27 protein-coding genes are annotated in these 26,952 nt (G+C 64.0%); 12 read left to right on the top strand and 15 right to left on the bottom strand.

Annotated features, from left to right (window positions below; translation table 11 throughout):
- Positions 1-8: 8 nt before the first annotated feature.
- From mdcH to BCA01S_RS31235, 8 genes are read right to left on the bottom strand one after another with little or no spacing between them, the layout of a single operon-like run.
- Entirely contained in the window at positions 9-941 is a 933-nt protein-coding gene (gene mdcH, locus BCA01S_RS31270; protein WP_027780262.1) for a malonate decarboxylase subunit epsilon, read from the bottom strand.
- Positions 941-1,648, bottom strand: coding sequence for a malonate decarboxylase holo-ACP synthase (locus BCA01S_RS31265; RefSeq protein ID WP_027780261.1), 708 nt, complete (start codon positions 1,646-1,648; stop codon positions 941-943). The genes mdcH and BCA01S_RS31265 overlap by 1 nt, the downstream gene beginning before the upstream one ends.
- Positions 1,648-2,463, bottom strand: coding sequence for a biotin-independent malonate decarboxylase subunit gamma (gene mdcE / locus BCA01S_RS31260; RefSeq protein ID WP_027780260.1), 816 nt, complete (start codon positions 2,461-2,463; stop codon positions 1,648-1,650). The genes BCA01S_RS31265 and mdcE overlap by 1 nt, the downstream gene beginning before the upstream one ends.
- Positions 2,460-3,347 (bottom strand): biotin-independent malonate decarboxylase subunit beta, encoded by an 888-nt coding sequence (locus tag BCA01S_RS31255; protein WP_027780259.1) that lies wholly within the window; start codon positions 3,345-3,347, stop codon positions 2,460-2,462. The genes mdcE and BCA01S_RS31255 overlap by 4 nt, the downstream gene beginning before the upstream one ends.
- Positions 3,344-3,658: a malonate decarboxylase subunit delta gene (locus BCA01S_RS31250; RefSeq protein ID WP_027780258.1), complete on the bottom strand. Its 315-nt coding sequence runs from the start codon at positions 3,656-3,658 to the stop codon at positions 3,344-3,346. The genes BCA01S_RS31255 and BCA01S_RS31250 overlap by 4 nt, the downstream gene beginning before the upstream one ends.
- Before the next feature lie 5 nt (positions 3,659-3,663).
- Complete coding sequence (locus tag BCA01S_RS31245) at positions 3,664-4,635, bottom strand: triphosphoribosyl-dephospho-CoA synthase (RefSeq protein WP_027780257.1); 972 nt, start codon at positions 4,633-4,635, stop codon at positions 3,664-3,666.
- Positions 4,635-6,296 carry a malonate decarboxylase subunit alpha gene (gene mdcA, locus BCA01S_RS31240; protein WP_027780256.1) on the bottom strand — a complete coding sequence of 554 codons (1,662 nt, stop codon included), beginning with the start codon at positions 6,294-6,296 and terminating at the stop codon, positions 4,635-4,637. Before mdcA ends, BCA01S_RS31245 begins: the two co-directional genes overlap by 1 nt.
- 8 nt (positions 6,297-6,304) lie before the next feature.
- The gene (locus BCA01S_RS31235; RefSeq protein WP_027780255.1) at positions 6,305-7,078 is read right to left on the bottom strand and encodes a GntR family transcriptional regulator; all 774 of its coding nucleotides are present in this window, start codon (positions 7,076-7,078) and stop codon (positions 6,305-6,307) included.
- 168 nt (positions 7,079-7,246) lie between these two features.
- On the opposite strand from BCA01S_RS31235, the gene BCA01S_RS31230 reads away from it, so the two are divergent.
- On the top strand, positions 7,247-8,545 hold the full coding sequence (locus BCA01S_RS31230) for an MFS transporter (RefSeq protein WP_027780254.1): 1,299 nt from the start codon (positions 7,247-7,249) through the stop codon (positions 8,543-8,545).
- A gap of 72 nt (positions 8,546-8,617) precedes the next feature.
- On the opposite strand, the gene BCA01S_RS31225 is transcribed toward BCA01S_RS31230, so the two are convergent.
- A complete protein-coding gene (locus tag BCA01S_RS31225) occupies positions 8,618-9,550 on the bottom strand; it encodes a DMT family transporter (protein WP_027780253.1) in 933 nt (310 codons plus the stop codon).
- Between the two features lie 102 nt (positions 9,551-9,652).
- Here BCA01S_RS31225 and BCA01S_RS31220 point away from each other — a divergent pair, with 102 nt between their 5' ends.
- Entirely contained in the window at positions 9,653-10,540 is an 888-nt protein-coding gene (locus tag BCA01S_RS31220; protein WP_027780252.1) for a LysR substrate-binding domain-containing protein, read from the top strand.
- A gap of 45 nt (positions 10,541-10,585) precedes the next feature.
- Here BCA01S_RS31220 and BCA01S_RS31215 read toward each other — a convergent pair whose 3' ends face one another.
- Positions 10,586-12,145 (bottom strand): carbohydrate porin, encoded by a 1,560-nt coding sequence (locus BCA01S_RS31215; protein WP_027780251.1) that lies wholly within the window; start codon positions 12,143-12,145, stop codon positions 10,586-10,588.
- A gap of 261 nt (positions 12,146-12,406) precedes the next feature.
- On the opposite strand from BCA01S_RS31215, the gene BCA01S_RS31210 reads away from it, so the two are divergent.
- The 8 genes from BCA01S_RS31210 to hutC (BCA01S_RS31175) all read left to right on the top strand — a co-directional run bounded on the left by BCA01S_RS31210 (position 12,407) and on the right by hutC (BCA01S_RS31175) (position 20,212).
- Positions 12,407-13,090, top strand: coding sequence for a hypothetical protein (locus tag BCA01S_RS31210; RefSeq protein WP_027780250.1), 684 nt, complete (start codon positions 12,407-12,409; stop codon positions 13,088-13,090).
- Positions 13,091-13,118: 28 nt separating this feature from the next.
- On the top strand, positions 13,119-13,955 hold the full coding sequence (locus tag BCA01S_RS31205; RefSeq protein WP_027780249.1) for an arylamine N-acetyltransferase family protein: 837 nt from the start codon (positions 13,119-13,121) through the stop codon (positions 13,953-13,955).
- Positions 13,956-14,286: 331 nt separating this feature from the next.
- Positions 14,287-15,147, top strand: coding sequence for a transporter substrate-binding domain-containing protein (locus tag BCA01S_RS31200; RefSeq protein WP_027780248.1), 861 nt, complete (start codon positions 14,287-14,289; stop codon positions 15,145-15,147).
- An 88-nt stretch (positions 15,148-15,235) separates the two neighbouring features.
- Positions 15,236-15,958, top strand: coding sequence for an ABC transporter permease (locus BCA01S_RS31195; RefSeq protein ID WP_027780247.1), 723 nt, complete (start codon positions 15,236-15,238; stop codon positions 15,956-15,958).
- Positions 15,959-15,971: 13 nt separating this feature from the next.
- Positions 15,972-16,727 (top strand): ABC transporter permease, encoded by a 756-nt coding sequence (locus BCA01S_RS31190; protein WP_020070308.1) that lies wholly within the window; start codon positions 15,972-15,974, stop codon positions 16,725-16,727.
- 35 nt (positions 16,728-16,762) lie between these two features.
- Positions 16,763-17,554 carry an ABC transporter ATP-binding protein gene (locus BCA01S_RS31185; protein ID WP_020070309.1) on the top strand — a complete coding sequence of 264 codons (792 nt, stop codon included), beginning with the start codon at positions 16,763-16,765 and terminating at the stop codon, positions 17,552-17,554.
- Between the two features lie 38 nt (positions 17,555-17,592).
- Positions 17,593-19,269 (top strand): HAL/PAL/TAL family ammonia-lyase, encoded by a 1,677-nt coding sequence (locus BCA01S_RS31180; protein WP_027780246.1) that lies wholly within the window; start codon positions 17,593-17,595, stop codon positions 19,267-19,269.
- Between the two features lie 259 nt (positions 19,270-19,528).
- Positions 19,529-20,212, top strand: coding sequence for a histidine utilization transcriptional repressor HutC (gene hutC / locus BCA01S_RS31175; RefSeq protein WP_027780245.1), 684 nt, complete (start codon positions 19,529-19,531; stop codon positions 20,210-20,212).
- Between the two features lie 53 nt (positions 20,213-20,265).
- Here the strand turns inward: hutC (BCA01S_RS31175) and hutC (BCA01S_RS31170) are convergent, their stop codons facing one another.
- The 5 genes from hutC (BCA01S_RS31170) to BCA01S_RS31150 all read right to left on the bottom strand — a co-directional run bounded on the left by hutC (BCA01S_RS31170) (position 20,266) and on the right by BCA01S_RS31150 (position 24,280).
- The gene (gene hutC, locus BCA01S_RS31170) at positions 20,266-21,096 is read right to left on the bottom strand and encodes a histidine utilization transcriptional repressor HutC (protein WP_027780244.1); all 831 of its coding nucleotides are present in this window, start codon (positions 21,094-21,096) and stop codon (positions 20,266-20,268) included.
- 51 nt (positions 21,097-21,147) lie between these two features.
- Positions 21,148-22,011 carry an amino acid ABC transporter ATP-binding protein gene (locus tag BCA01S_RS31165; RefSeq protein WP_027780243.1) on the bottom strand — a complete coding sequence of 288 codons (864 nt, stop codon included), beginning with the start codon at positions 22,009-22,011 and terminating at the stop codon, positions 21,148-21,150.
- A gap of 18 nt (positions 22,012-22,029) precedes the next feature.
- Positions 22,030-22,692, bottom strand: coding sequence for an amino acid ABC transporter permease (locus BCA01S_RS31160; RefSeq protein ID WP_027780242.1), 663 nt, complete (start codon positions 22,690-22,692; stop codon positions 22,030-22,032).
- Between the two features lie 19 nt (positions 22,693-22,711).
- Positions 22,712-23,362 (bottom strand): amino acid ABC transporter permease, encoded by a 651-nt coding sequence (locus BCA01S_RS31155; protein WP_020070315.1) that lies wholly within the window; start codon positions 23,360-23,362, stop codon positions 22,712-22,714.
- Positions 23,363-23,452: 90 nt separating this feature from the next.
- Positions 23,453-24,280 (bottom strand): transporter substrate-binding domain-containing protein, encoded by an 828-nt coding sequence (locus BCA01S_RS31150; RefSeq protein WP_027780241.1) that lies wholly within the window; start codon positions 24,278-24,280, stop codon positions 23,453-23,455.
- 226 nt (positions 24,281-24,506) lie between these two features.
- On the opposite strand from BCA01S_RS31150, the gene BCA01S_RS31145 reads away from it, so the two are divergent.
- Both BCA01S_RS31145 and BCA01S_RS31140 read left to right on the top strand, forming a co-directional pair.
- Positions 24,507-25,481, top strand: a complete 975-nt coding sequence (locus BCA01S_RS31145; protein ID WP_027780240.1) for an isopenicillin N synthase family dioxygenase — start codon at positions 24,507-24,509, stop codon at positions 25,479-25,481.
- A gap of 28 nt (positions 25,482-25,509) precedes the next feature.
- The gene (locus BCA01S_RS31140; protein WP_027780239.1) at positions 25,510-26,943 is read left to right on the top strand and encodes an FAD-binding oxidoreductase; all 1,434 of its coding nucleotides are present in this window, start codon (positions 25,510-25,512) and stop codon (positions 26,941-26,943) included.
- Positions 26,944-26,952 lie beyond the last annotated feature (9 nt).

The following is a 26,952-nucleotide window of genomic DNA, read 5'->3' as shown; positions in this document are numbered from 1 at the left end:
CGGCTTGCCTATCTGGTTTCGAGGCGCCGCTGTGCTGTCGCCGTCAGGCGTTCGAGCGGAAGCGTGCTAGCCGCGAGCGCGGCGATGTCGGGATAGTGTTCGCGCGTGATGTCCGTCAACACCTGGCCGGGCGGCGCTTCTATCGCGACGCGCATGCCCATTTCCTGCATGACGGTGAGTGCGTCGAACCATCGCACGGTGTAGCGCATGTTGGTCGCGAGGTCGTCGCGAATCGCGTCGGCCGTGTACAAGGGGCGCCCGCCGCGATTGCCGATGTAGATGCTTTGCGGCGCGCTGAAGTGAAGGGTACGCGCGTAGGCCGACAGTTCGTTGCTTGCGTTCGCGAGCAATTCGCAATGTGAAGGCACGCTGACCGCAAGGCGCGTCGCCTTGCGCGCCCCCGCGGCCAACGCGCGGGCGAGAAAGCTGTCCAACGCGGCGTTCGCACCCGCCATGACGATCTGCCGCGGCGCGTTCACATTGCCGATGTAGACGGGCGGCTCGCCTGCGTCGGCATGCTGGGCGGCGAGCGTTGCGAGCTGGTGCTCCGTCAACCCCGACACTGCCGCCAGACCGTAGCCCGATGGGTAGGCGGCCTCCATCAATTCGGCGCGACGGTGGACCATCGTCAATGCGTCGTGGAAGGCGAGCGCGCCGCAGCTCACCGCCGCCGGGTACGCGCCCACCGACAACCCGGCGCTCATCTCGGGCGTCAGCCCTTCATCGGCCAGCGCGCGGGAGAGAGCCACCCCGGCCACGGTCAGGCCGCACTGCACGGCAACGGTCGAGCGCAATGCATCGGGTGTGTCGAGCGAAAGGACGTCGATGCCGAGTACGTTGGAAGCCTCGTCGAGCGTCGCATGCACGGCGGGATGCGGCGGTAGGCGATGCAGGAAGCCGTCGGTCTGCGAACCTTGGCCCGGGAAGATCAGCGCGAGCATCAGACGTCAGTCGGCTGGACGGCGGCCCACGGATCGGCAAGCAGTTGCGGACCGCTTGCGTGGCGCGCCATCACACGTGCTTTGCCCGCGGCCCACTCGGCTAGTGCGACACCGCCTGCCGGCGTTTCCAGTTGCGCGTCGATGCGAATGCCGGTTTGCCGCGAGAGCGCGTCGAACCGCTTCAGCAAGCCAGCGGCGCAATCGCGCGATAATCGTTCGGGTGTCCGAATCAAAAGATCCAGGTCGCTCGATTCCGACACCGTGTTTCTCCGCGTTGCCAGTTCGAAACCCGCGCTTCCCGTGGGGCCCCACACGAGTCGATTCAATGCACTGGTCGAGTCCCGTTGCAACGCGGCGAGCGCGACAAAGGCGGGCAATGCGGTGCGCCCCGCGAGCGGTTCGCTCCGCACGAGTGCTTCGGGCGCTGTTGCTTCGACGATCTCCGCCGATGCAACCCACGTGCCGTACCGCTGCGAGCGCTGCGCGCCGCGCACGCCGACTGCGACGACGCCCAGCGCGGTAAGCGCACGCCGCACGACCGCATACGGCGCGCGCTCGAAAGCGTCGCGGACCCATGCGGGTTCGCCTTCGAACGTAGCGAGACGCCGCAAGTGCAGCAGGTCGTGCGGCCGCCAACGTGTATCAGACGACCCGGCGCACGGCGCAGCGGACTGCGCGGTGAAGGGCGGCGCGGCACAGACACGCATTACACGGCATCCCATTGTTCAGCGAGCCGCCGGCGCACTTCGATAGACGCCGCGCGGTTCTTCTGCGCGGCCGCCGATTCCAGCCGCCGCGACAGGTTGCGGCTGCCCGTGCGTGCGCTGCTGATCTGTTCGCACAACACCTGCCGTACGCGCTTGATTTGCGCGGCGTCAGGTGCATCCGCGTCGATGCCTTCTATCAGTTGATCGAGCAGTCCGAGCTTCGCAAACGAGGCCATCGAGTACGACATCGGCACAATGGTTTCGCCGAGTGCGTCAAGTGCTTCGACCGTGCGGCGGGTGACGCGCGCGGCGGCTTCCTTGCCCATCGCATGGACCATCGTGCCGGGTGCATCGAGCGCGACGATGCGATTCGCCTGGTAGCCATGTGCGAGGAATGCGCCCGACATCGCCGGTCCGACGATCAGCGCGATGACCGGATGTCCCGCATCGCGAGCCGACGCATAAGCGTCGACCGCGGCGGCACACGCGAGATGAATGCCGAGCATTTCCTCGCGATAGCCATACGCCTGGCTTTTCACATCGACGATCGCGACGATAGGGCGGCGCGTGCTGCTCGCCGCATCGGCCGCGATCGTCTCGCGGACCGCTCGTGCGAGTTGCCAGCCTTGTTCGAGACCGACCACGTTGTCGGTCGCGCGCGGAAAGCGGTTGGCGGGATCGGGCACGACGGTGATGAAGCGCGCGGTCTCGTCGCCAAGCGGCGCATCGCCGCTCCACACCGGCGCCGCGTTGCCGGAATCGCCGGCGAGCGCGTGGAACCAGCGCGCGCCGCGGCTCAGTTGGGTGTCGCTCATACTTGCTCCTTGCGCGGCTGATTGTCGTTTTGCTTCGTCGAATAAACCTCGCGCATGCTTTCCGGCGTCACGCTGGCCGGATCGATCCGCGCAAGCCGTTGCAAGAATACGTCGACCTGTTCGCTTCGGTGTGCAGCCGGCACGCCGAGCGCGAACGCTGAACGCACGGCGGCGCGCACGGCCTCGGCGTCGTCGTCGACGAGGCTATCGGCGAGCGCCGTCGCCGCACGCTGTTCTCCGCCGATCAGTTGCCACACGCGGCGCCGGTCGCTTGCATCCAGCTCTTCGATGCCGGCTTCCTGTTCGATCACCTCGGGCCCGTTCATACCGAGCCTGCCCTGCTTCGTCACGACGAGGTACGAACACAGCGCAGCCGCGAGCGACATGCCGCCGAAGCAGCCGACCATGCCCGCGATCACGCCGACCACCGGCACATGACGACGCAGCGCAACGATCGCTGCCTGCATCTCGGCGATCACGGCGAGGCCCAGGTTGGCTTCCTGAAGGCGCACGCCGCCGGTTTCGAACAGCACGACCGGCCGCACCATCTTGCCGCGCTCGCAATCGCGCAGCGCCAGTTCGAGAGCAGCGGCGATCTTGCTGCCCGATACTTCGCCGATGCTGCCGCCCTGAAACGCCGATTCGATCGCGGCGATCACAGCGGGCTCGCCGTCGATCGTGCCGCGCGCGATCACGCAGCCGTCGTCCGCCTGGCAAACGACGCCTTGCAGCGGCAGCCAGGGCGACTCGATCCTGTCGAATGGGCCGAGCAATTCGCGGAAGGTGCCCGGATCGAGCAGCGAGCGGGCACGCTCGCGAGCGGGCAGTTCGATAAAGCTGTCGCGCAGCAGCGGCGCGGCATGCGTGCTTGCAAGCGTGCTCATGCGTCGTCTCCCTGTTCGGCGGCCTCGACGGCTTCGGCGAGCCGCAACGCCACGACGCCAGGCGTCGCACCGAAGTCGTTGATTTCGATTTGCGCGGCGCCGTCGTAGCGAGTGAAGAAGCGGTCGAGCACGCTCTTCCAGATGTGACTGTAGCCGTCCACGCTCGTGCGCACGACGACATGCGCGGTGAGCGCGTTGGCGTTATCGGCGGGGGCGAGCAGCACTTCCAGATCGCCCGAGCCGACCACGCCGACATGCGCGCGAGTCGTGACGGCGCGTTGCGCCGGATAGTCGAAGGTCAGATGTTCCATGTGGCTCAGCTCCCGCTGGCGTCGTGATGCGCCAGCATGTCGAGAAAGAGGGTGGCGGCGAGCAGGTCGGCTGCGCCGCCGGGCGATGCGTTGAGCGACAGCAGTTGCTGTTCGAGTGCGGCGAGCGCGATCTGGCCTTCCGGTGTCGAGCTGCCACCGGCTTGCACCACGCGCTGCGCGCCGCGTTGTCCGGCATGCAAGCCGGCGAGACCCGCGCGATGCAGCAGGCAGGTGTCGTCGAGCGAAGCCATGATCGAGAGCAGGGCGTCGACGCGGGCGGCGTCTTCGGCGATGCCGCGCTCGCGCGCCGCGAGCAACGCGGGCAAGCCCGTGCCGATCACATGCGGAAAGCCTTCTTGCGCTTCGCGGCGTGCGCCGCCGACCTGATAGCGCTGCCGCACGCGCTCTCCGTGACTGTCGGTCGCAGCGGCAAAGCGGTCGGGGAAGCAGGCGATCTGCGCCGCGCGTTGGCAGATGTTCGATGCGTCGAGGCGGCCCACGGTCTGCTGCAACGACGCGCCCGCGACCAGCAGCCCGACAATCCAGATTGCGCCGCGATGCGCGTTGCTGCCGCCTGTTGCGCGCAGCATGTCCTGCTCGCCCGCGCGGCCGATCTGCGCGAGTTCAGTGCGCAATAGCGCCGACGGTTCGCCGCGGCGGCGCGCCGTGCGCGCTAGCGCGTCGAACGTCGGTTCGAGCGCATGCGCCGAGCGCCGCATGATCGCGAGGTCGAGGTCACGATGCGCGCCGCTGCCGCGCCGATCGACGAGCGCGGGCTTCGGCGTGAGTTCGGCTTCGTCGATTAGCGCGGTCACGGCGTAATGCGCGAGTTCCGCGTCGGTGAGCAGGTTCTGGATAGGCTTGCTGACGCGAGCGGCCGGCATCGGCGCGGGCCCGACTTGCGCGCCTTGTGCGGCCCGTGCGGCCTGGGCGGACGACCGCTCATCGCGCTCGAACAAGACAGCAGCGGCTCTCATCACCAGCTCCTGAAGCGAGCCGGCGGCGCATACAAACCGCCCGACCACGTGACCAGATCGTCGATGCTGCGTGCGGCCAGCAGCGAACGCTTCGCTTCACCGCGGCGAATGCCAAGATCTTCCGGATACGCGACGATGCCGCGCCGGCGCAGTTCGGCGGTTTTCTCGGGCTTCGCACGCAAGCCGATCGGCGTCACGCCGGCCACGGCGGCGATTGCGGCGCGCCGTTCGTCGATGCCTTCGGCCTTGTGCAAATGCGCGATGCCTTCTTCGGTGACGACATGGCTCACGTCGTCGCCATAGATCATGACCGGCGCGATCGGCATGCCGTTTTTCGCACCCACGGCGACGGCATCCAGTTCGTCGACGAAAGTCGGCTCGCCGCCTTTCTTGTATGTCTCCGCGAGTTGCACGACGAGCTTCTGACCACGCGACACGGGCCCTTGATCCTTCAGGAGCTTGAGCCACGCTTCGCTCGAATGACGGCGGCCGCGCGGATCGTGGCCCATGTTCGGCGCTCCGCCGAAGCCGGCGAGACGTCCACGCGTCACCGTGGATGAATTGGCGTCCGCGTCGATCTGCAACGTCGAGCCGATGAAGAGGTCGACGCCGTATTGCCCGGCCAGTTGACACAGAACGCGGTTCGAGCGCAGCGTGCCGTCGTTACCGGTGAAGAACACGTCCGGACGCGCCTCGATATACGCCTCCATGCCGACTTCGCTGCCGAAGCAATGGATGCTCTCGACCCAGCCCGATTCGATCGCGGGGATCATCGTGGGGTGCGGATTGAGCGTCCAGTTGCGGCAGATCTTGCCCTTCAGGCCGAGCGACTCGCCGTAGGTAGGGAGCAGCAACTCGATCGCCGCGGTGTCGAAGCCAATGCCGTGGTTCAGAGAACTCACGCCGTACGGTTCGTAGATGCCGCGTATCACCATCATCGCGGTCAGCACCTGCAGATCGCCGATATGGCGCGGATCGCGCGTAAAAAGCGGCTCCACCGCGAACGGCCGGTCCGCTTGCACGACGACGTCGACCCACGAGCCTGGAATATCGACACGCGGCAGTTCATCGACGATCTCGTTGACCTGGACGATTACGATGCCATGACGAAACGCGGCGGCCTCCGCGATGGTCGGTGTGTCTTCGGTGTTCGGGCCCGTGTAGAGATTGCCGTGACGGTCCGCCTTTTCTGCGCAAAGCAGCGCGACGTGCGGCGTCAGGTCCACGAACATGCGCGCGTAAAGTTCGACGTACGTGTAGATCGCGCCGATTTCCAGTTGCCCGTCTTCGAGCAGTTGCGCGACGCGCAAGCTCTGTGGCCCGGCAAACGCAAAATCCACTTTATGCGCGATGCCGCGTTCGAACAGCGCGAGATGCTCGGGGCGACTGATGCTCGATATGAGCAGATGCACGTCGTGAAGCTTCTGCGGATCGACTTTCGCCAGCGAGCGCGACAGAAAATCCGCCTGCTTCTGGTTGTCGCCCTCGAGCGCGACCCGGTCGCCTGGCTGGATCAGCGTTTCGAGAGCATCGACGATGCGGTTGGGCGGCAGGACGCCGTCTTCGAGCCATGGCGCAATAGCGGCGAGGCGGCGGTTCTTTTCGTCGCGGCGCGTGGTCCATGAACGTGCGGCGGATGACGCTTCGGCGGATGGGTTCATCGGCTCAATCAGCTCCCGGTGGTGATGCGCGGGGGTCTGCCGCGCGGCTTGGGCCGGTTCGCGAGCGCGGCTTCCGCCTGCGCGCGTTCGGTCAGGAAACGGTGGAGCAGATCGCCCGTGCCGAGCAGGTGCGCAACGACGAGCGCTTGCGCGCCCGGCACGTCGCGCCGTTGCACGGCGTCGAGCAATTCGCTGTGTTCATTGTCGGATTCGCCCTTGTAAGAAGGCAACCCGAATTTCAGGCGCAAATACCGTTCGCCACGCCGATGCAGCACGCGGATCAGGTCTTCGAGTTGAGGACGCGCGGCCGGCGCATACAGGCTCATGTGGAACTCGGCATTGCGCGCCACGTACAGCGACGGGTCCGGCTCGCGCTCCGCCGCGCGGCACAGCGCCGCGCATTCGCGCAGCGTGGCCGCCGTGTGTTTGGGTATTGCCAGCCCGATCGCAAGGCTCTCCAACGCGGAGCGGATCTCGTAGATCTCACGCGCTTCATCTGCGGACAAGGGCGCGACGGTCGCTCCTTTGTGCATCGCGACCTTCGCCCAGCCTTCGGTCTCGAGCAGGCGCAACGCCTCCCGCACCGGGATCGCGCTAACCGAAAAGTGCCGGGCGAGCGCGTCCTGGCGCAGCGGCGCGCCGGGCGCCAGCGTGCCGTCGATAATCGCCTCGCGCAACGCCTCCGCGATTACGCGGGACGTGCTCTCCCGTGGCGCGGCTGCAGGAAGAAGCGGGGCGCGCACGGGGGCATCCAGGGGAAAACCATCTGTTGCATCGTTCATAGTTCAAATATTATATACAAAACGACGCGAATTAAACGCGGGCAAACCCGGAATTTCTCTCCGAGCCCCGCAGGGTGCTGCGGGCTTGCACGGCAACCATGGCTTCACGACGCTCGTGTCCGGTCGTTTCCCTTTCATATGCAGGTAACAGCAGGCAGGAGGAGCACGATGAGTTCACTCACCGACCGCACGTCGGCCGCACGGCGCCGCACGCCGTTGAATCGCTCGCAGATCGCGGGTTTTTGGGGCGCTTGGGCCGGCTGGACGCTCGACGGCATGGACTCGTTCATTTACGCGCTCGTGCTCACGCCGGCGCTGACCGAGCTATTGCCGCGCTCCGGCTACGCGGCGACGCCCGCCAACATCGGGCTGGCCGGTTCAATTCTGTTTGCGCTGTTCCTGGTCGGCTGGGGCATGTCCTTCATATGGGGACCGCTCGCCGATCGCTTTGGCCGAACCAAGGTGCTGGCGGGCACGATCTTCACATTCGCGATTTTCACGGGGCTTGCCGCGACCTCTCACAACGTATGGGAGTTGGGAATCTATCGCTTCATTGCGGGCGTCGGCATTGGCGGCGAATGGGCGCTGGCCGGCACCTACGTGGCGGAAGCGTGGCCGGAGGATCGTCGCAAGATGGGCGCCGGCTATCTGCAAACGGGGTATTACGCGGGCTTCTTCCTGGCGGCGGCGCTCAACTACACGATTGGCGTGCACTTCGGCTGGCGTGCGATGTTCCTGACGGGAGCCGTGCCGGTCGTCGTCGCGATTCTGATTTTGTTGCGCGTGAAGGAATCCGAGAAATGGCAGAAGGCCGAGGCGCACGCCGAACGCGCGAAACCGCTGCGCGAGATTCTGGGACCGGCCTACCGGCGACGCACATGGGTCGCATGCATTCTGTTGACGATTGCCATTATCGGTTTGTGGGCGGGAGCCGTATATGAGCCGTCGGCCGTCATTCAGCTTGCGTCCAAGGCCGGCATGGCGAAGAACGATGCAATCAGAATGGCGTCGCTCGCAACGGGCTTGCTGTCCATCGGCACGATTCTCGGATGCCTCGCACTGCCGCCGCTCGCTGAACGCTTCGGGCGCCGCAAGACGCTGGCGTTTTACTTCGCGGGAATGGCGGTGGCGATCACCGGCAGTTTCGGCTGGGCCTTCTATTTGCCGAACGGGCTCGCGCCGTTCATCGCATGGCTGTTCGTGCTGGGTTTCTTCGGCGGCAACTTTGCGCTGTTCAGCTTGTGGCTGCCCGAGCAGTTCGAAACGCGCGTGCGTGCGACGGCGTTTGCGTTCTGTACGTCGTTCGGACGGTTCGTCGGCGCCGGCGTGAACTTTCTGCTTGGCGCGGCGGTTCTTCACATGCACACGCTCGGGGTGCCGGTGGCTCTGACGGCGCTCGTGTTCGTCGCCGGTCTGTTTGTCATTCCGTTCGCGCCGGAGACGAAGGGTGAAGTGCTGCCGCAGTAAATCTGACGGGCTTCGCAGCGCGGTGCCGACCGTTTGCCGGCACTGATCTGCCACCAAGCCTGAACGTGCAACTCACTCTGCATGACGCCGCGCGCGCCGGTGTGGGAGCAGCAACGAAACGAGCGGCCAGCCGAGATTCACCCCGAGACTCGCAATCACGATGAGCGCCATACCCGCGAGTTGCGGCAGCGAAAGCGCGCGGTCGTACACGATCGCATCGACGGCAATCGCAGTGAGCGGATAGATGAACAGCAGTACCGCGATGATCGGCGTGGTGAGCTTGGGCAACGCGCCGTAGATCAGCACATACGAAAGCCCCGTGTGCAACACCCCCATGCCGACGATCCAGAACCACTGCATTGCCCCGATATGCACGGCGTCAAAGGGCGCAATAAGCGGCGCGATGATCGGCAGGAACACCACACCTACCGCGCATTGCGCGAGTGTCAGCAGGTGCGGGCGCAGGTCGCCGAGTCCCTTGGCGATCAACGTGACGCTCGCGTACAGCACCGAGCCGGCCAATGCTTCGCCGATGCCGATCAGATAGCTCGTATGGCCTTGCAGATTTTCCGTGGCCGCCACACCCGACGCGAGCACGAGCCCGACGAACGCGGTCGCGATCCAGCCAAGCCGATCCGCGCCCAGCCGTTCGTTGAAAAGCGCGGCGCCGATCAGCACGACCCAGAACGGCTGCACGTGGAACACCACGGTCGCGACCGCAATGCTGGTGCGATGGATCGCATCGAAAAAACCGACCCATTGCGTGACCATCAGCACGCCGGAGATCAGCGCGAGTACGACCGTACGCCGTGTGAAATGTGCGCGCGTGAAGAAGCCCTTCCACGCGCAGTAGGCGGCCAGCGAGAGGAATCCAAACAGGCAACGAAAGAACACCAGTGTCAGCGCGCCGAGCCGCGCTTCCTCGACAAAGACGCCGAGCGTGCCCATCAGCAGCCCTCCGCCGGCCAACGTGATGGCGCCCTGTTGACGTTGGGTGAGGGTCATGCCGATCGTCTCCGTGAAGTGATGCAGCCAAGTATTGCGCCGGTTGCGCGGCAATCACAAACGAATTAAATTGAGAAATTCCATAAGCGGGATTGATAAATCATGCACCCCGAATTCGACGCCGATCTGTTGCGCACTTTCGTCGCGGTCGTGGATACGGGCAGTTTCACGAAAGCGTCGGCTACCGTTCACCGCTCGCAGGCCGCGGTCAGCATGCAGATCAAGCGCCTCGAAGCCATGCTCGGCACCACGCTGTTCGCGCGCAACACGCGCAACCTGTCGCTCACGCGGCCCGGCAATACGCTGCTCGAATACGCGAGGCGCGTGCTGGCGTTGCACGAGGAAGCGTGGTCGGCTATCGTTCGGCCCGAAGTTACCGGACGCGTGGTGCTCGGCGCGCCGGACGATTACGTGTCGTCGCTGTTGTCGCCGGTCTTGCGGCGATTTTCGAATCTCTATCCGCACGTGGAAATCGAAATCGTCTGCGCGCAGAGCACTTCGCTCGCGCCGATGCTGGCCGACAACAAGATCGATCTCGCCTTTGTCACGCGCGACCGCAAATTGCGCGGCGAATTCGTTCGCAGCGAGCCGATGGTGTGGGTAGGGGCGAGCGTCGATACGCCGGTACTGGCGGCGTCGCCGTTGCCCGTCGGGCTGTATGAGCCCGGCTGCGTGGCGCGCCAGCATACGCTGGCCGCGCTCGACGGCTCGCGGATTCGCTATCGCGCGGCATTCAGCAGCGCGAGCTTGATGGGCCTCGTCGCAACGGTGGACGCCGGTTTGTCGGTGGTGGCGCTCACGCGCTGCAGCGTGCCGCCGCGCCTCGCTATTCTCGGCGAAGCACAGGGCTTGCCGAAAATAGAGCCGCTGGAAATCGTGGTCGCGCGCAGCGCGAAGTCAGACAGGCCAACCTGCGATTATCTGGCAGCGCAGATGGTTCAGGATCTGTCGTTACGCAACCAGCCGCGCGGGTCGTCGGCCGCGCAGTGAACGGTGCGGACGACTTCACGCTTTTCGGTCGCAGCGCGATGCGAATCAAAACGTGATGTTGGTGCGCAGGCCGACGACGAACGTGTTGCGCAGCGGCTTCGTCGGATCGTTCGGATTCTGACCGGCGCCCGCGTTGAAGGTGTATTGCGCGTCGGCCTGTAGCATCCACCACGGGGCGATCTGGTACTGGTAGGTCGCTTCGAGCGCGGTTTCACTTGTTCGAACACCGTACGGTCCGCCGCTGAATGCCAGGTTATCCTGATCGATTCCGTGTGCGTGGCTGCCGATCTTGATGTACGTGAGCGCGAGACCCACGCTGTCATTGTCGCGGCCGGCGAACGGCGCTTTGAGCACGACGCCGAGATTGGCCGCGACGCTCACCAGATTGCGGTCACCCGGCGCGCCCATCACGCGCGCGAACACGCCGAGGCTGCGCGCTTCGCTCGGGTTGGGCCGCCAGATCATCTGATCGGCCACCGCGTAGAAGCTGTAGTCGCCGCGATGGTTCGCCGCGACGCCCGTTGACGCGGGACTCGCAAGCGACACACCGTTGCTGTCGTAGCGTTGATCTGCGAAATGGCCATTGTTGTACCAGACGCCGATCTTGTAGGTGCCCGGCAGTCCGCCCCCGGCAGTGCTCGCCGCAGGCGGCGTGTCGCTGTCTGCCGGCTGATTGATCGCATACTGCAACTCGCCGATGAACAGCGTGCCGTTATGCAGGTTGAAATTAGTCCCGCTCCGGTTGTTCGGATTGTTGCCGAGCGGATCGCCGTCGAACACACCGGCGAGCGCCGTCAACGAAGGCGTGATCTGTCCGCGCACGCGCACGCCGAGCGCCGACAGCGGATACGCCGGCCCGCCCGACGGCATGTCGTAAGTGGGCAGCGCGGGCCAGCCGAACATCGTGTTGATGAAAAGCGCGGAGTACGTGCTGGAGATGAACTCCTGGTCGATACTTTGCTGACCGACCTTCACGTCGATCCGTTTGTTCAGGAACGACTGCTGATACCACAGCTCCCACAGGCGCGTGCTGTTTTCGGCTTCAATGCCGCTTGCCGTATTCAGCGTGCCGAGTTTGTCACCGCTGAAGTTGCCTCCGTGAATCTGCAATGCGCTCACGTTGAACTGGCCGCCCGGCAAGCCGAACGCCTTGTCGGTATCCAGTTGGACAGTCGCGGTAGTCACGCCGTCGTACGCGGCGCCGCGCGCGAGGCCGCCGCGCAGGTTGCCAAGCAGTTCGCTGGTTTCAGTGAGAGCGAAGCTCACGCCATATTTGCCGAGCCACGGGCGCAAGCCGCCCATGTCGCCGAACATCTGGTCGCGGTTCCAGAAGCCGGTCTCGCTGGCTGCGGCTTTGCCCGTATCCGCGCCTGCTGCTTCGTTTGCTTTGCTTGCATCGCGCGCGGCGTCGGCATTTGCGCCTGCGTTGGCATCGCCCTGCGCCATTGCCACACCCGAAGTGCAAGCCCATGCGAACGCCGTGCACCACGCGATGCGGCGAAACGAACGCGTGCGGCTGCGCCCGGCCGCCTTGCCGCCAGATGACAGAAAATCGAAGCGGACAGGCAGGGATGCAACGGGGCGAATGGATCGGGCGAGCTTCATCAAAATGCCTTTAATGTTGTTATCGACTGCTTTCGCGCGCCGCGGCGTTAAATAGCTATTTAACCGGGCGCAGGCCGGCATCGGTTCGCGCGAACCGGACAATGGGCGTGATCGTACCGAGGCATGTACTGGTGCGTCAACGAGATGCAAACGACTCGCGCCAGCATGCAGGGACTCACGCGTCGAAAATTCGTGCGAACGCGTAACGGTGCGGCTTGTCGAACCGCACGAGTTTCCGCAGTCTCTTACAAGGAGTTACATATGAAGCGTGTCCTTCTGATTTCGTTGCTGGCGAGCGCCGGTCTTTTCGCAAGCGGCGTTTCGAACGCACAGTTGAATCTGAAACAGTTCGGCATTGGTGGCGGGGACACATCCGCGGATGCTGGCGCGGCATCGTCTGGCGGCATATCGCAGTTGTTGCAAACCTATGTGGGTGCGAATCAGCAGGTGCTGAGCGGGCAGTCGTCGCTTGCGTCCGCAATGGGTCTGTCGAGCGCGGCCGGGCAGGCGCAGCAGGCCGCCGGCTTGCTGAGCGGCGGTACGCCGTCGGTCAGCCAGTTGACGCAAGTCGGCAGCACGCAGCAGTCGCTGTCGCAAACGTTGACGCAGGCATTTGCCAGCCGTGCGGGTGGAGCGGGCAACGCAACGCAAACGCCGGTGAACAAGCAGGCGTTCACCGACGGCCTTGCGTCGCTCGGTAAAGGCGTCAGTCAGTATTCGAGCCTGCAGTCGGGCCTCGGCAGCATCGGGCAGATGAATCCTGCTTCGCTGCTGCAGGCCGGCATGAATCCGCAGACCGCGCAGAGCGCGTCGTATATCGCGCAATCGGCGCCTGGGCAGTTGCAGTCGCTGATGTCGACGCTCAGTTCCGCGGTACAGTTCGCAACGAGCCACGGTATCAGCGTGCCGTCGATCGCGAAGTCGGCGCTCGGAGGCGGGCAGTAGCGCAACTAGAACCAGACGGACGACGCCTATGTCACACACACTCAATCTCGACAACTACTTCGAGCGCATTGGTTATACGGGCCCGCGTGCGCCGACGCTCGAAGTGCTGAAGGCAATTCACCGGTTGCATCCGCGAGCCATTCCGTTCGAAAACCTGAATCCGCTCACGCGTCGCCCAGTGAAGGTGGATCTGGAATCCGTCGAAAGAAAACTCGTCGACGATCACCGGGGCGGCTACTGCTTCGAGCAGAATGCGCTGCTCGCGAACGTACTGATCGAACTGGGCTTTCAGGTCACGCCGTTGCTTGGGCGAGTGCTGTGGGGCCGGGAGCCCGACGCGGTTCCACCTCGAACGCACATGGTGCTGCGAATCGATCTGGACAACGAAGCATGGATCGCGGACGTCGGTTTCGGCAGCGTTACGCTGACATCGCCGGTGCGGTTGACGCCGGGCCTTACGCAACGCACGGACCTGGGCGTCTTCCGCCTCGCCGACGCCTCGCACGACGCGCTGTATCTCGAAGTGCAGGCTCGCGATCAAACGTGGTCGCGCGTCTATCGCTTCAATTTGCATCCGGTCGAGTGGATCGATTACGAAACCTCGAACTGGTACACGTCGACCTCGCCCGAAGCGGTCTTCGCGAACAATCTCATCGTGTGCCGCGTGTTGGACGAAACCCGCCTCACGCTGCTGAACGATCAACTGACCGAGCGCGCCGCGGACGGCAGTATCGTCCGCGAGCAGCGCCTCGCATGCGCTGACGAACTCGCGGCCTGTCTGCACGATCGCTTCGGTCTGAACACCGGCGACATCGACCTGACGGAGATTTTCGACCGCGTGCGCACGCGGGCCGGTTTGGTGTAATTCCTCGCCCGCGCCGTCGGTCCTTTCATCGGGCCGACGTATCCGCGCAGCGCACCTTCGCGTTGCATTCCTCGAACCTGTCTAGACAAAATGCACCATGCCGACGCATCCATTGCGACCCGGCAGGTGTACGCCTTCGTCGCCGATCCCCTGTGAAAGCCCCGATCCACCGCGCCTTGTAGGGGCTTACCCGATGATCGCGCGATTTTTCTAAGAATCCGCTTGCGACGGCTTTTTGACTCATGCAGACTTGTCTATACAAATTGAGCGGCGCTCAAAACGCCGGTCCGCATTCCGGTTCGACGGTTTCCTCAATCAAAGGAGTTTCGACGTGAAAGTGAAACGCACCACGGCAGCAAAAGCATTGATCGGCGCCGTGCTCGGCGCCGCGGCGATTTTGGGCGCACCGGCGCAGGCGAAGGAATGGAAGACGGTGACGATCGCGCTCGAGGGCGGCTATGCACCGTGGAACCTGACCTTGCCCGGCGGCAAACTCGGCGGTTTCGAACCTGAACTGGTTGCGAACCTCTGCGAGCGCATCAAGCTGCAATGCAATCTGGTCGCGCAAGACTGGGACGGCATGATCCCGGGTCTGCAAGCCGGCAAGTTCGACGTATTGATGGATGCGATCTCGATCACGCCGGAGCGCGAAAAGATCATCGCGTTCTCGAAGCCGTATGCGGCCACGCCCGCCACGTTCGCGGTGGCCGACGCCAAGGTGCTGCCCAAGGCCGCAGCGGGCGCGGGCGTCGTCAAGCTCACGGGCGATCCCAAGTCCGATCAGCCGACCGTCGACGCGCTGCGCAAGCAGCTGAAGGGTAGGACCATCGGCATCCAGTCCGGCACCGTCTATACCAAGTTCATCAACGACGGCTTCAAGGACATCGCCACGATCCGCGTCTACAAGACGTCGCCCGAGCGCGATCTCGATCTGGCGAACGGGCGTATCGACGCGTCGTTCGACGACGTGACGTACTACGCCGCGAACATCGACAAGAAGGAAACCGCATCGATCGTGATGGCCGGCCCGAAGATCGGCGGTCCGATCTGGGGTCCGGGTGAAGGCCTCGCGTTCCGCAAGCAGGACGCCGACCTGAAAGCGAAATTCGACACCGCGATCAGCGCGGCGCTCGCCGACGGCACCGTCAAAAAGCTTTCCGCCAAGTGGTTCAAGACCGACGTCACGCCCTGATTCACCGGGCGTTGCACGAATGCGGCATGCGTGGGCGCGAGCTCGCGCGTGCAGCTGTTTCATCGTCCGTCAAGACGGGAGGTAGGGAATGGCTCTGATACAGATGCTCGGCTTCGGGCCGGAAGGTTGGGGCGGCGTGCTGCTGCTCGCGGCGTTGATGACTGTCGCGCTCACGCTCGCGGCCCTCGCGGTCGGGGCCGTATTCGGCGCCCTGGTCGCTGCGGCCAAGCTGTCGCGCCTGCGCACACTGCGCGTGATCGGCGACATCTACACGACGGTGTTTCGCGGCGTGCCCGAACTGCTTGTCATCTATCTGTTCTACTTCGGCGGCTCGACGCTCGTGACGACCGTGGGCCAATGGTTCGGCGCCGAGGGCTTCGTCGGCGTGCCGCCGTTCGTGATCGGCGCGCTCGCTGTCGGCATGATTTCGGGCGCGTATCAGGCCGAAGTGTATCGCTCGGCGGTGCTCGCGGTATCGCGCGGCGAGCTTGAAGCGGCCCGCTCCATCGGCATGCCGACCCTCACCATGGCGCGCCGCATCCTGATTCCGCAAGTGCTGCGTTTCGCCTTGCCCGGCATCGGCAACGTATGGCAACTGAGCCTGAAAGATTCCGCGCTGATCTCGGTCACGGGTCTCGCCGAACTGCTGCGCACGAGTCAGGTGGCGGCGGGCTCTACGCATCAATACTTCACGTTCTTCGTGGTCGGCGGCGCGCTGTATCTGCTGATGACCAGCATCTCGAACCGGGTCTTCAACCACGCCGAGGCACGCGTGGGCCGGTCCTTCAAGCGCAACTTCGCGCGCAACTGACGGCGACGGCATCATGAACTTCGACTTCGATTTTCTGCTCGATACGGTGAAGCAACTGCTCGCCGCCGTGCCGACCACGCTCGGCCTGTTCTTCTGTTCGCTCGTTCTCGGGGGGCTGCTGTCGCTCGTGATCGTCACGATGCGCGTGTCGCCGCACTGGCTGCCGAACCGTTTCGCGCGCGCTTATATCCTCGTGTTCCGCGGCTCGCCGCTACTGATCCAGATGTTCCTCGTGTACTACGGCATGGGTCAGTTCGGCGTGATTCGCGAGAGCTTCATGTGGCCGGTGCTGCGCGAGCCGTATATGTGCGCCGTTTTATCGCTCGCGCTCTGTACCGCCGGTTATACGGCCGAAATCATTCGCGGTGGCCTGATGGCCGTGCCGGTCGGCCAGATCGAGGCGGGTTACTCGATCGGCCTGTCGGGCTTCGGGCTGCTGCGCCGCGTGATCGGCCCGATTGCACTGCGCCAGTGTCTGCCCGCTTATTCGACCGAAGCGGTGCTGCTTGTCAAATCCACCGCGCTCGCGAGTCTCGTGACCGTGTGGGAAGTGACCGGCGTCGCGCAGCAGATCATTCAGCAAACGTATCGCACGACGGAAGTGTTTATCTGCGCCGCGCTGATCTATCTGTTCCTGAACTTCATTATCGTGCGCGCGCTCGGCATGCTCGAAACGCGCCTGTCGCGGCATCTGCGTGCGGCGCCCAGGCAGACCGCACCGAGCCGGCCAGTGTCCGCCACTACCGAAGCACGCCGCGCCGCGCCTTGAGCGCCCGGCCATTCCGGATGAACCTGGAGAATTCCATGAACGCTACGGCACCCGTTGCACTGTCGGTCAAGAACATTCACAAATCGTTCGGCGACCACCACGTGCTCAAAGGCATTTCGCTCGACGCTCATCAAGGCGACGTGATCTCGATTCTCGGCGCGAGCGGCTCGGGCAAAAGCACCTTCTTGCGCTGCCTGAATCTGCTGGAGACACCCGACGACGGTTCCGTCGCGCTCGCCGGAGAAGAACTGAAAATGAAGCGCCGCGGCGACGGCAAGCTGCAACCGAGCGACCGCCGCCAGGTGGACCGCGTGCGTTCGCAACTCGGCATGGTGTTCCAGAACTTCAATCTCTGGTCGCATATGACGGTGCTCGAAAACCTGATCGAAGGACCGATGCGCGTGCAAAAGCGCAGCCGCGCCGAGTCGGTGGAAGAAGCCGAGGCGCTGCTCGCGAAAGTCGGTCTCGCGGAAAAGCGCGGCCATTATCCGGCGCATCTGTCGGGCGGCCAGCAGCAGCGTGTGGCGATTGCGCGCGCTCTTGCCATGCATCCCAAAGTGATGCTGTTCGACGAACCCACGTCGGCGCTCGATCCCGAACTCGTTGGCGAAGTGCTGCGCGTCATGCGCTCGCTTGCCGAAGAAGGGCGCACGATGCTGGTCGTCACGCACGAAATGGGTTTTGCGCGGCACGTGTCGAATCGCGTGATGTTCCTGCATCAGGGCCAAGTGGAAGCCGACGGCACGCCTGACGAAGTATTCGTCGAGTGCAAGTCTGAGCGCTTCCGTCAATTCGTGTCGAGTCATCAGGACCGCACGACCAACTAATTCGTATCGCCACGCACTCTACTGAGCAGAGCAACATCATGGCCGTGATCCGTTCCGATCGTCCTCTCGACTGGGCCCAGGTGGCGGCTGTCGCCGCCGGGGAGCCGCTCGAACTTTCCGCCGACGCCCGCGCGCGCATTGCGGCGGCGCATGTACTGGTGCAACAGATTGTCGAGCGCGGCATTCGAGCGTATGGCGTCAATACGGGCGTGGGCGCGTTGTGCGACGTGATCGTGTCGCCCACCGAACAGCGCACGCTGTCGCGCAACATTCTGATGAGTCACGCAGTCGGTGTCGGCGCGCCGCTCGGTGTCGCCGAGACGCGGGCGATCATGGCCGCCGCCGTCAACAACTTCGCGCATGGGCACTCGGGCATCCGTATCGAGGTCGCCGATCAACTCGTGGCCTTGCTCAACGCCGACTGCTTGCCCGAAGTGCCGGCGTTCGGATCGGTCGGTTATCTGAGCCATATGGCGCATATCGCCCTGGTGTGCATCGGCGAAGGTCATGTGCGATATCGCGGCGAGCGTATGAAGGGCCGCGACGCGTTGCACATGCTCGGCCGCGAACCGCTCGTGCTGGAAGCGAAAGAAGGCCTCAGCCTGATCAACGGTACGCCTTGCGTGACCGGGCTTGCCGCATTGGCGCTTGCACGCGCGGTACGTCTGCTCGATTGGACCGATGTCGTCGCCGCAATGAGCTTTGAGAATCTGCGCGGCCAACTGGCAGCATTCGATGAAGACTCGCTCGCGCTGCGCATTTCACCGGGGCTGAACCTGGTAGGCGAGCGCATGCGCACCGCGCTTGCCGACAGCGGCATTCTCGCGGCCGTGGTCGGCCAGCGCACGCAAGATCCGCTCAGCATGCGCACCATTCCGCACGTGCACGGCGCGGCGCGCGACGTGCTTGCCGCGACCGCCGACGTGGTCGATCGCGAACTGGCGTCGATCACCGACAACCCGATCGTCGCGGGCACGCCGGAAGATCCGCGCGTTTATTCGCAGGCGCATGCGGTGGGCGCCTCCATTGCGCTTGCGATGGACAGCCTCGCCACCGCCATCGCGCAGGTCGCCGCAATGGCCGAACGGCGGCTCGATCGTCTCGTCAATCCGCTGGTGAGCGGCTTGCCCGCGTTTCTGGCGGAGCCTGGCGGCACCTGCTCGGGCTTCATGATCGCGCAGTACACGGCGGCCTCGCTGGTTGCGCAGAACCGGCGGCTCGCGCTGCCAGCGAGTCTCGACGGCGGCATCACGTCGGGCTTGCAGGAAGATCACCTGTGCCACGCCACGCCTGCCGCATTGAAGGCGCTGGAAATCATCGACAACGCGGGGCGCATCGTCGCGATAGAGCTATTGGCCGCAGCGCAGGCTTACGACCTGCAAGCCACCGACGCCCCACCGGCGCCGCATACGCAGGCGTTGTGGCAACGCGTGCGGCAGATCGTGCCGACGTATCGCGACGACCGTCCGCTCGCGGACGACATGAGCGTGGCCTTCCGGATGATCGCTGGCGAGGCGCCGCCGCCGTTGCCTGGCCCTGACAAGCTGAGGCAGCGCAATCTCAGTGTCGTTGCGGACGCGTCTATCGGGAAACTCGCAGCGGCGAGTAACTTGCCCGCCGCCGCAAATAGTGTGAGCGATAGCGCGGGCGTGATGGATGTAGCGGGCCATGTCGCCATTGCAGGCGGCGCACCGGTCGTCGCTCTCGTGGCCTGACAAAGACATATCCGGTGAGCGGGCTTACCCGCCGGCGAACCGACCGAGGTGTCCCCAAGGGACTTACTGCGGGGCGTAAAAGCGGTACAACGAATGCGATCCGCAACCCACCCACGAGGTCGGAGTGAACACAACTACAAATGAGCAAAAGCGGGCACAACAAAGCGCGCAAGCAGTTGCACAAGCGGCCCCGCAAATAAGCGCGGGACATGGCGGCAACGTGGACCGCGCCGCGTGCAAGGAGACGCCCGCGAAAGCAATGCCCGCCTATGAACAGATCAAGCGCTATGTGATCCGGCGTATCAGCGAAGGCGACTGGAAGCCGGGCGGGCTGATCCCCTCCGAAACGGAACTGGTGAAGGAGTTTGGCGTCGCTCGCATGACGGTCTCGCGCGCGCTGCGCGAATTGACCACTGAGCGCGTGCTGACCCGTGTGCAGGGTTCCGGTACGTTCGTCGCGCCGCAGCGCTACGAATCGACGGTGTTGGAAATCCGCAATATCGCCGATGAAATCACCGCGCGAGGTCATCGTCATTCGGCCCGCGTGTTGACGCTCGAACCGAGCGACGACCCGCAGGCGCTCGAAGCGCTCGGCCTGTCGAGCGGCCCGGCGTTCCATTCGTGCATCGTGCACAGCGAAGAGGGCGAGCCGATCCAGTACGAAGATCGCTACGTGAACCCGAAGGTGTTTCCCGAGTATCTGCAGCAGGACTTCACCATCGAGACGCCGAATCATTACATGGTGCGCCTCGCACCCATTCAACGCGCGGAGTTTCGCATCTACGCGCAGAAGCCGGACGCGTATGTGCGCCGTCATCTGTCAATGGAGATCGGCGAGCCGTGCTTGCAGCTATGGCGTCGTACATGGGTCGGCGAAGACGTGGCGACGTCCGTGCAGTTGTGGCATCCGGCGTCGCGCTTTCATCTGGCGGGCAATGTGTGACGGGCCAGCACGGCACCGGCGCGGCGCGAAACCAGGTTGTGACGCGTGGCGCGTCAGCCTTGCCGCTGCGACATATCCGGCGAAAAGCGGCAGCCGAGCCGGTACCGCGAGCCGGGATGTACGAACCGCGCGAACGTCACCGCAACACCGCTCGTCCAGGTTCGGCGCACGAGCGTGAGACAAGGTTCTTCCGCGCGAATTTCGAGTAGTCCGGCTTCGGCCTGAGTCGGTAGTCCCGCGTCGACAATGTGTTCGACGTCGTGCGCAGGCACCGTTTCGAACAGATATTCCGACGGCCTGATCGCCGAGAAATCCTGCTGCAAAAAATCCGGCGCAATGGCCGGATTCACGTAGCGGTCCTCCAGTTGCACCGGCAAGCCGTTTTCGCGGTGCACGCAAACAACATGAAAAACCGAAGCGGCCGGCGCGAGCCCTAACGCATTCGATACGACGACAGATGCAGTCTCGCGCTGCAAAAGCACGGTACGGTAGCTGTATTCGTGTCCGCGTGAGCGAATCTCATCGCCGATATGCGCGATCATCAGGAGCGTGGATTGCGGCCTTGCTTGCGCGACGAACGTGCCGACGCCCGACACACGCGTAACCAGCCCTTCGTGCGCCAGTTCGCGCAGCGCGCGATTGACGGTCATGCGCGAAACGCCCAGCGTCGCAACGAGGTCCAGTTCGGAGGGCAGACGCTCGCCTGCCTGACGCGCGCCCGATTCGATGATGCCAAGAATATGCTGCTTGACCTGCTCGTAGCGTGCAGCCGGCGCTTCACCTGCAGCGCTCGTAGCCGCAGTCGCGTCGCGCGTGCTTTGAGCCGCGGCGGCTGGCGGCTTGCCGTGGGCTTTGTGGCTCTTGCCGCGAAGCATGGAGGACATCGGCAGCCCCTGGTTACTGTCCGCGCAATGCGGTTGGGGCAGGGCGCGCGTTCATAGCGGCTCTGCGTCGTCTGGGCCGCGCGCCCAGAAAGCGTTGCGGTCGAAGTAGTTCTGCAGGAACTGCCGCAAGCGGGGCTGTCCGGCGTCATGGAAAACTTCGCGCGGTCGACCTTGAACAGCAATGCGCCCCTGGTCGATGAACATGACTTTGTCCGCGACCTGCGCGGCAAAGCCCATTTCGTGAGTGACGACGGCCATCGTCATGCCGTCTCGCGCGAGTTGCTTCATCACTTGCAGCACCTCGCCGACGAGTTCGGGATCGAGCGCCGAGGTGGGTTCGTCGAACAGCATGATGTGCGGCTCCATGGCGAGCGCTCGCGCAATCGCCACGCGCTGCTGCTGGCCGCCCGAAAGTTTGGCCGGGTACGCGTCGCCCTTATTCGAGAGGCCCACTGTTTCCAGCATCGCGTTCGCGCGGCGGCGCGCGTCGGCGTGCGGCAGCCGCCGCACGCGCAGCAGCGCTTCCATGACGTTGCCGAGCGCCGTCATGTGCGGCCATAGATTGAATTGCTGGAATACCATGCCGACGTTACGCCGCACGCGATCGATCTCGCTTTGCGTCGCGCGCACGCGCTTGCCGTTGCGCTCGCTATAGCCAAGCAGTTCGCCTTCGATGCGCACGTCGCCGTGATCGTATGTTTCCAGCGCAGCGAGGCAGCGCAACAGTGTGCTCTTGCCCGATCCGGAAGGCCCGATGATGCATACCACCTCGGAGCGGGCAATCTCGAGATCGACGCCGCGCAGCACTTCGACTTCGCCGAAGCGTTTGCGAAGATCGCGCACCTGGATCAGCGGCGATCCAGGTCGGGCGTGAACGGCGGACGCGGAGGAGGGCATGTCGGCAATAGCGTTCATGAAGTGATCCGATTCCTTTTATGCCATGAAACGCGCGACGCGGGTTTCGGCCCACATGCCCGCGCGCGACGTCAGTTCGACGAGCGCGAGATAGCACACGCACAGCATGAGCAGCGTTTCCACGAAAGCGAAGCTTGCCGAGCCGATGCCGGTCAGCACGAACGTCAACTCGGGGACCGTGACGATGGACAGCACTGCGGTCTCCTTGCTCAACACGATGATGAGATTGGTGAGCGCGGGCACGATCAGCACCAGCATTTGCGGCATCTGAATGCGCCACACGGCCTGCGTGCGCGTCAGGCCGAGACACGACGCCGCTTCTAGATGGCCGGGCGGCACCGATTGAAAACCGGAGCGAAACGCTTCGGCGAAATACGCACTGCCATAGAGGCCGAGACCGAGCACTCCGGCTGTCATCGGTTCGAGCGTGAGGCCGAACGACGGGCCGCCGTAGTAGAGCAAAAACAGTTGCACGAGAAATGGCGTGCCGCGAAAGAGCTCGATATAGAAGCGCAACAGGCCGCGTACCCAGCGTCCGCAAAAGAGCTGCAACACCGCGATCAGAAAGCCGATCACCATGCCGATCACGACACCCGCCGCCCAGGTGCCGAGCGTGGTGGCGAGGCCCGCTGCGATCGGCTGAAGATTGTGCGTGATGACGGTGGGATCGAACTGTTGCATAGCGAAGGCTCCGGGCCGATCAGGCGTGCTTCAGACGGAACTCGGCGGCATGCGCGATCAGCGCGAGCGCACCGCAAATCACGAAGTAAATAAGCCCGGCGGCAAGATACGCCTCGAGCGGTCTGTAAGTACTCGCGGCGATGTTCTGCGCGGTGCGGGTCAACTCCGCCACGCCGACAACCGAAATCAGCGACGAGGCCTTGATCAGCAGCACCATTTCATTGACGAGCGACGGTAGCGTCAGGCGAAACGCCTGGGGCACGAGAATGCGCCGGAGCGTGTCGAACGGCGAGAGGCCGAGCATGCGTGCGGCTTCTATATGACCCGGCGGAATGCTGAGAAAACCGCCGCGCAGAATTTCGGCGATGTAGGAGGCCGAGCACAGCGATACCGCGCTGATCGCGGCGACGAGCGGCGATACGTTGATGCCGGCGAACGGCAGTAGGTAATACACCAGCAGCAATTGCACGAGCATCGGCACGCCGCGAAAGAAAAACACATACGCACCGCCGAATCTGCGCGCGGCGCGATTCGGCGACAGGCGCGCCGCGCACACGCCGACCGCGACGAAAAAGCCGATGAAAAGGCCCGTCAGCGAAACGCCGATGGTGGCAAGCGCCGCGTGCAGCAGGAGCGGCATGCCCTGAACGAAGACGGTCGTGCTGAACATGGGCGTCGACCTCGCCAATGTGCGTTAGGTACGCATTAAATAGGCACTAGCGTGCGCTGACTATGCGTGCAATGTGCTTCTGGAACGAACTCAATAGTTCGGCGCGGGCATGGTCGTCGGGGCGTCCATTGCAACGCCGAACCACTTCTTCTGCAAAGTCGCGAGCCGTCCGTCGTTGTGCATTTTCACGAGCGCCGCATTGAACGCGTCTGCGAGCGGCTTGCTGTCGGCGTCTTTGCGCAGGCAGTACGCAAAGTACACTTTCGCGCCGAACGGCGGCTGCACCACTGCGAAGGTTTCAGGACGCTGTTTGGCGACGTAGGCGATGTTGGTCATTGAATTCGCCACCGCGGCAATGCGGCCGGCGGCGAGGTCGGCATACGCCTGGTTGTTGTCGACGTATTCGCGGATTTCAGGCGGCTTCGGCAACGTGGCGACATATGCCTTCAACTGATCGAGTTGAGCCGAACCCTTGCCTGCGCCCACGGTCTTGCCCGCGATATCCGACGATTGTTTGAGGGCGGTGTCGTTCGCGCGCTTGAGCAGTGCGTCGGTGGCATCCGCAACCGGCAGCGTGTATGTGTAGCGTTCCATGCGCGCCTTGGTGACGGTGAGCGGGCCGCCCACCATATCGAACTTGCCCGCTTCGAGGCCGGGCAGCACGCTCGGCCACGGCAAGTCGATAAAGCGCACCTTCACGCCGAGTTCCTTGCCAACCTCGGCGAACAGATCCTTGTTGAAACCGGCCTGTTGACCGTTTTCGAGGAAGTCGAACGGCGCGAACTGCATCTCGGTGCCAACCACGAGCTCGCCGGCCTTCTTCACTTTGGCGAGCTGGTCTTCCGCATGAGCGGCAACACTTGCGGCGCACAATGCCAGCATGACCAAACGACACTTCCAGCCTGAAAGGATGCTCATGAGATTCTCCGGTTGGCAAAGCGAGGACCGCACAAAGCGGTTCGGCGCAAGTCATGCGAGGCAGTATATACCGCAGTATTCGCGCGAAATAAATAAACACGCCAGTAGAGAAAAGCCCTTATAGGAAGAGCCGCGCGTTCACTTGCGAGCACGCTTTTGGCGGTATATACCACTGCAATGACCTGGCGACCCGCCGGTCCGGCCGGTCCTCTTACGGAGCAACGCGATGCCTGTGACCCGTATTCCACTCATTGACTTTGCCGGCGTGCGCGCGGGCGACCCGCATGCGTTGCAGCGCGTGGCGCAGGAAATTCGCGAAGCGTGCACGACGATCGGCTTCTTCTACATCGTCAATCACGGCGTGCCGCAAGCGACAATCGACGCGGCGGCACAGGCTGCGCGCACGTTCTTCGCCTTCGCACCCGAGATCAAACGGCGCGCGGCGGTCAACCATCGGCATCGCGGTTTTAATGCGCTTGGCGACGCGACCATGTACCAGGCAAAACGGCCCGATTACAAAGAGTTTTTCAGCATCGGACTCGAATTGCCCGAAGACGATCCGGATGTGCTCGCGGGCCAGGCGCTACGCGGACCGAACAACTGGCCGGAGTTCATGCCCGAGCTGCGTCCCGCGTTGTACGGCTACTACGAGGCGGTGGGCGCATGCGGCGCCGATCTGCTGCGCGCGGTGGCGGTCAGTCTTGGCGTCGACGAACATTTTTTCGCGCCGCGTTATACGAAGCGGATGCAGCGCACGCAGATGGTCTACTATCCGCCGCAGCCGCCTCAGTCGGACGAAGATCAATTCGGTGTCGCGCCGCATACCGATTACGGCTGCATCACACTGCTGTGGCAGGACCAGGTGGGCGGCTTGCAGGTGCGTGAAATCGCCAACGATACGTGGATCGATGCGCCGCCTGTGGAGGGCAGCTTCGTCGTCAACGTCGGCGATCTTCTCGCTCGCTGGACCGACGACCGGTTTCGCTCGACACTTCATCGCGTGATCAATGCGTCTGGGCGTGAGCGTTATTCGATCGCGACGTTCTACGATCCGACCTACGGCGCAATCGTCGATCCGCGCGATCTGGGCGCGAGCGCGGACCATCCAAAGTATCAGCCGGTGGCCGCGGGCGACTATATTCTCGGGCGCATCAACGATTCAATGGGCTATCGGAAGAAGCACGCTGCTCAAACGACATAAGCAAACAGGTCACCGAAGGAACACTTGCATGACCGATAACAGCAACGCGAACCCGCCGATCAGCACGGCTGGCCTCACGGCTCCGCTTGCCGCAACGCTCGACGCGCTGCGTGCCGCGCTCGGCGATGAGGCGGTGCGCGTGGGCGACGAGATCGGCGAACGCGCGCTGACCGACTGGACGCGTCACGCTCCGACCCGGCCTGCCGCATTGCTGCTGCCGCGCAGCACGGAGGACGTCTCGCGTGCGCTCGCCATTTGCCATGCTGCCTGTCAGCCAGTGGTGCCGCAGGGCGGTATGACGGGCCTCGCCGGCGGAGCGATTGCTCGCGCCACCGACATCGCGTTGTCGCTGGAACGCTTGACCGGCATCGAGGAAATCGACGCGGCTTCGGCCACGCTGACGGTGCGCGCCGGCACGACCTTGCAAACCGCACAGGAAGCGGCGGCGCAAGCGGGCTTTGAACTCGCGCTCGATCTCGGCGCGCGCGGCTCATGCCAGATCGGCGGCAATCTCGCGACCAATGCAGGCGGCAATCGCGTGATCCAGTCGGGGACCGCGCGCGATCAGGTGCTGGGTCTCGAAGTCGTGCTCGCCAATGGCGACGTGTTGACCTCGCTTGGCAAGATGGTCAAGAACAACACCGGCTATGACCTCAAGCACTGGTTCATCGGCTCGGAAGGCACGCTCGGCATCATCACGCGCGCGGTGCTGCGGCTTCATCCGCAGCGCGCCGCACGTCACACGGCGCTCGTCGCACTCGATGGCTATGATGCGGCCGTCAATCTGCTCCGGCGTCTGTCGACGCGTTTCGGCAACGACATCGGCGCATTCGAAATCATGTGGCCGGACTTCTACGAATTCGGCGTCGAGCTTACGGGCGCGCGTTCGCCGTTCAACGGATCGCATCCGCTCTACGCGCTGATCGAACACGCGAGTTTCGATGCAAGCGACAACGGCGAGCGCTTTTCCGCCGCGCTTACCGACGCGCTCGAGCAAGGCGCGATCCGCGATGCGGTGATAGCGCAATCCGTGGCAGACGCGCGTGCGCTATGGGCCATTCGCGAATGCACCGCCGAATTTCCAGTGCGGCTCGATGCGATCAATTTCGACGTGAGTCTGCCGATCAGCGTGATCGGCGAATTCGTGGAACGCTGCCGCTCGGCCCTGAACGAACGGTGGCCCGGCAACGAATCATATTTCTTCGGGCACATCGGCGACTCGAATTTGCATGTCACCGTGGACGGCCATTCGATCCCGGGCGTCGATCATCACGCCGTGTACGCGTTCGTTTATGAAATGCTCGGGCCGCTGCATGGGTCCGTGTCGGCTGAACATGGAATCGGTTTGCTCAAGCGCGAGTTTCTGCCCATCTCGCGCTCGCCTGCCGAACTCGCAGCCATGGCAGCAATCAAGCATGCGCTCGACCCCAACGGCATTCTCAATCCAGGCAAGCTGTTCTGAAATACGGCT

Origin of the sequence: Paraburkholderia caledonica NBRC 102488, assembly GCF_000685095.1 — a bacterium.
Lineage (GTDB): Bacteria > Pseudomonadota > Gammaproteobacteria > Burkholderiales > Burkholderiaceae > Paraburkholderia > Paraburkholderia caledonica.
Note: the sequence above shows the minus strand (reverse complement) of the source record. Positions and strands in the feature narration are given on the sequence as shown.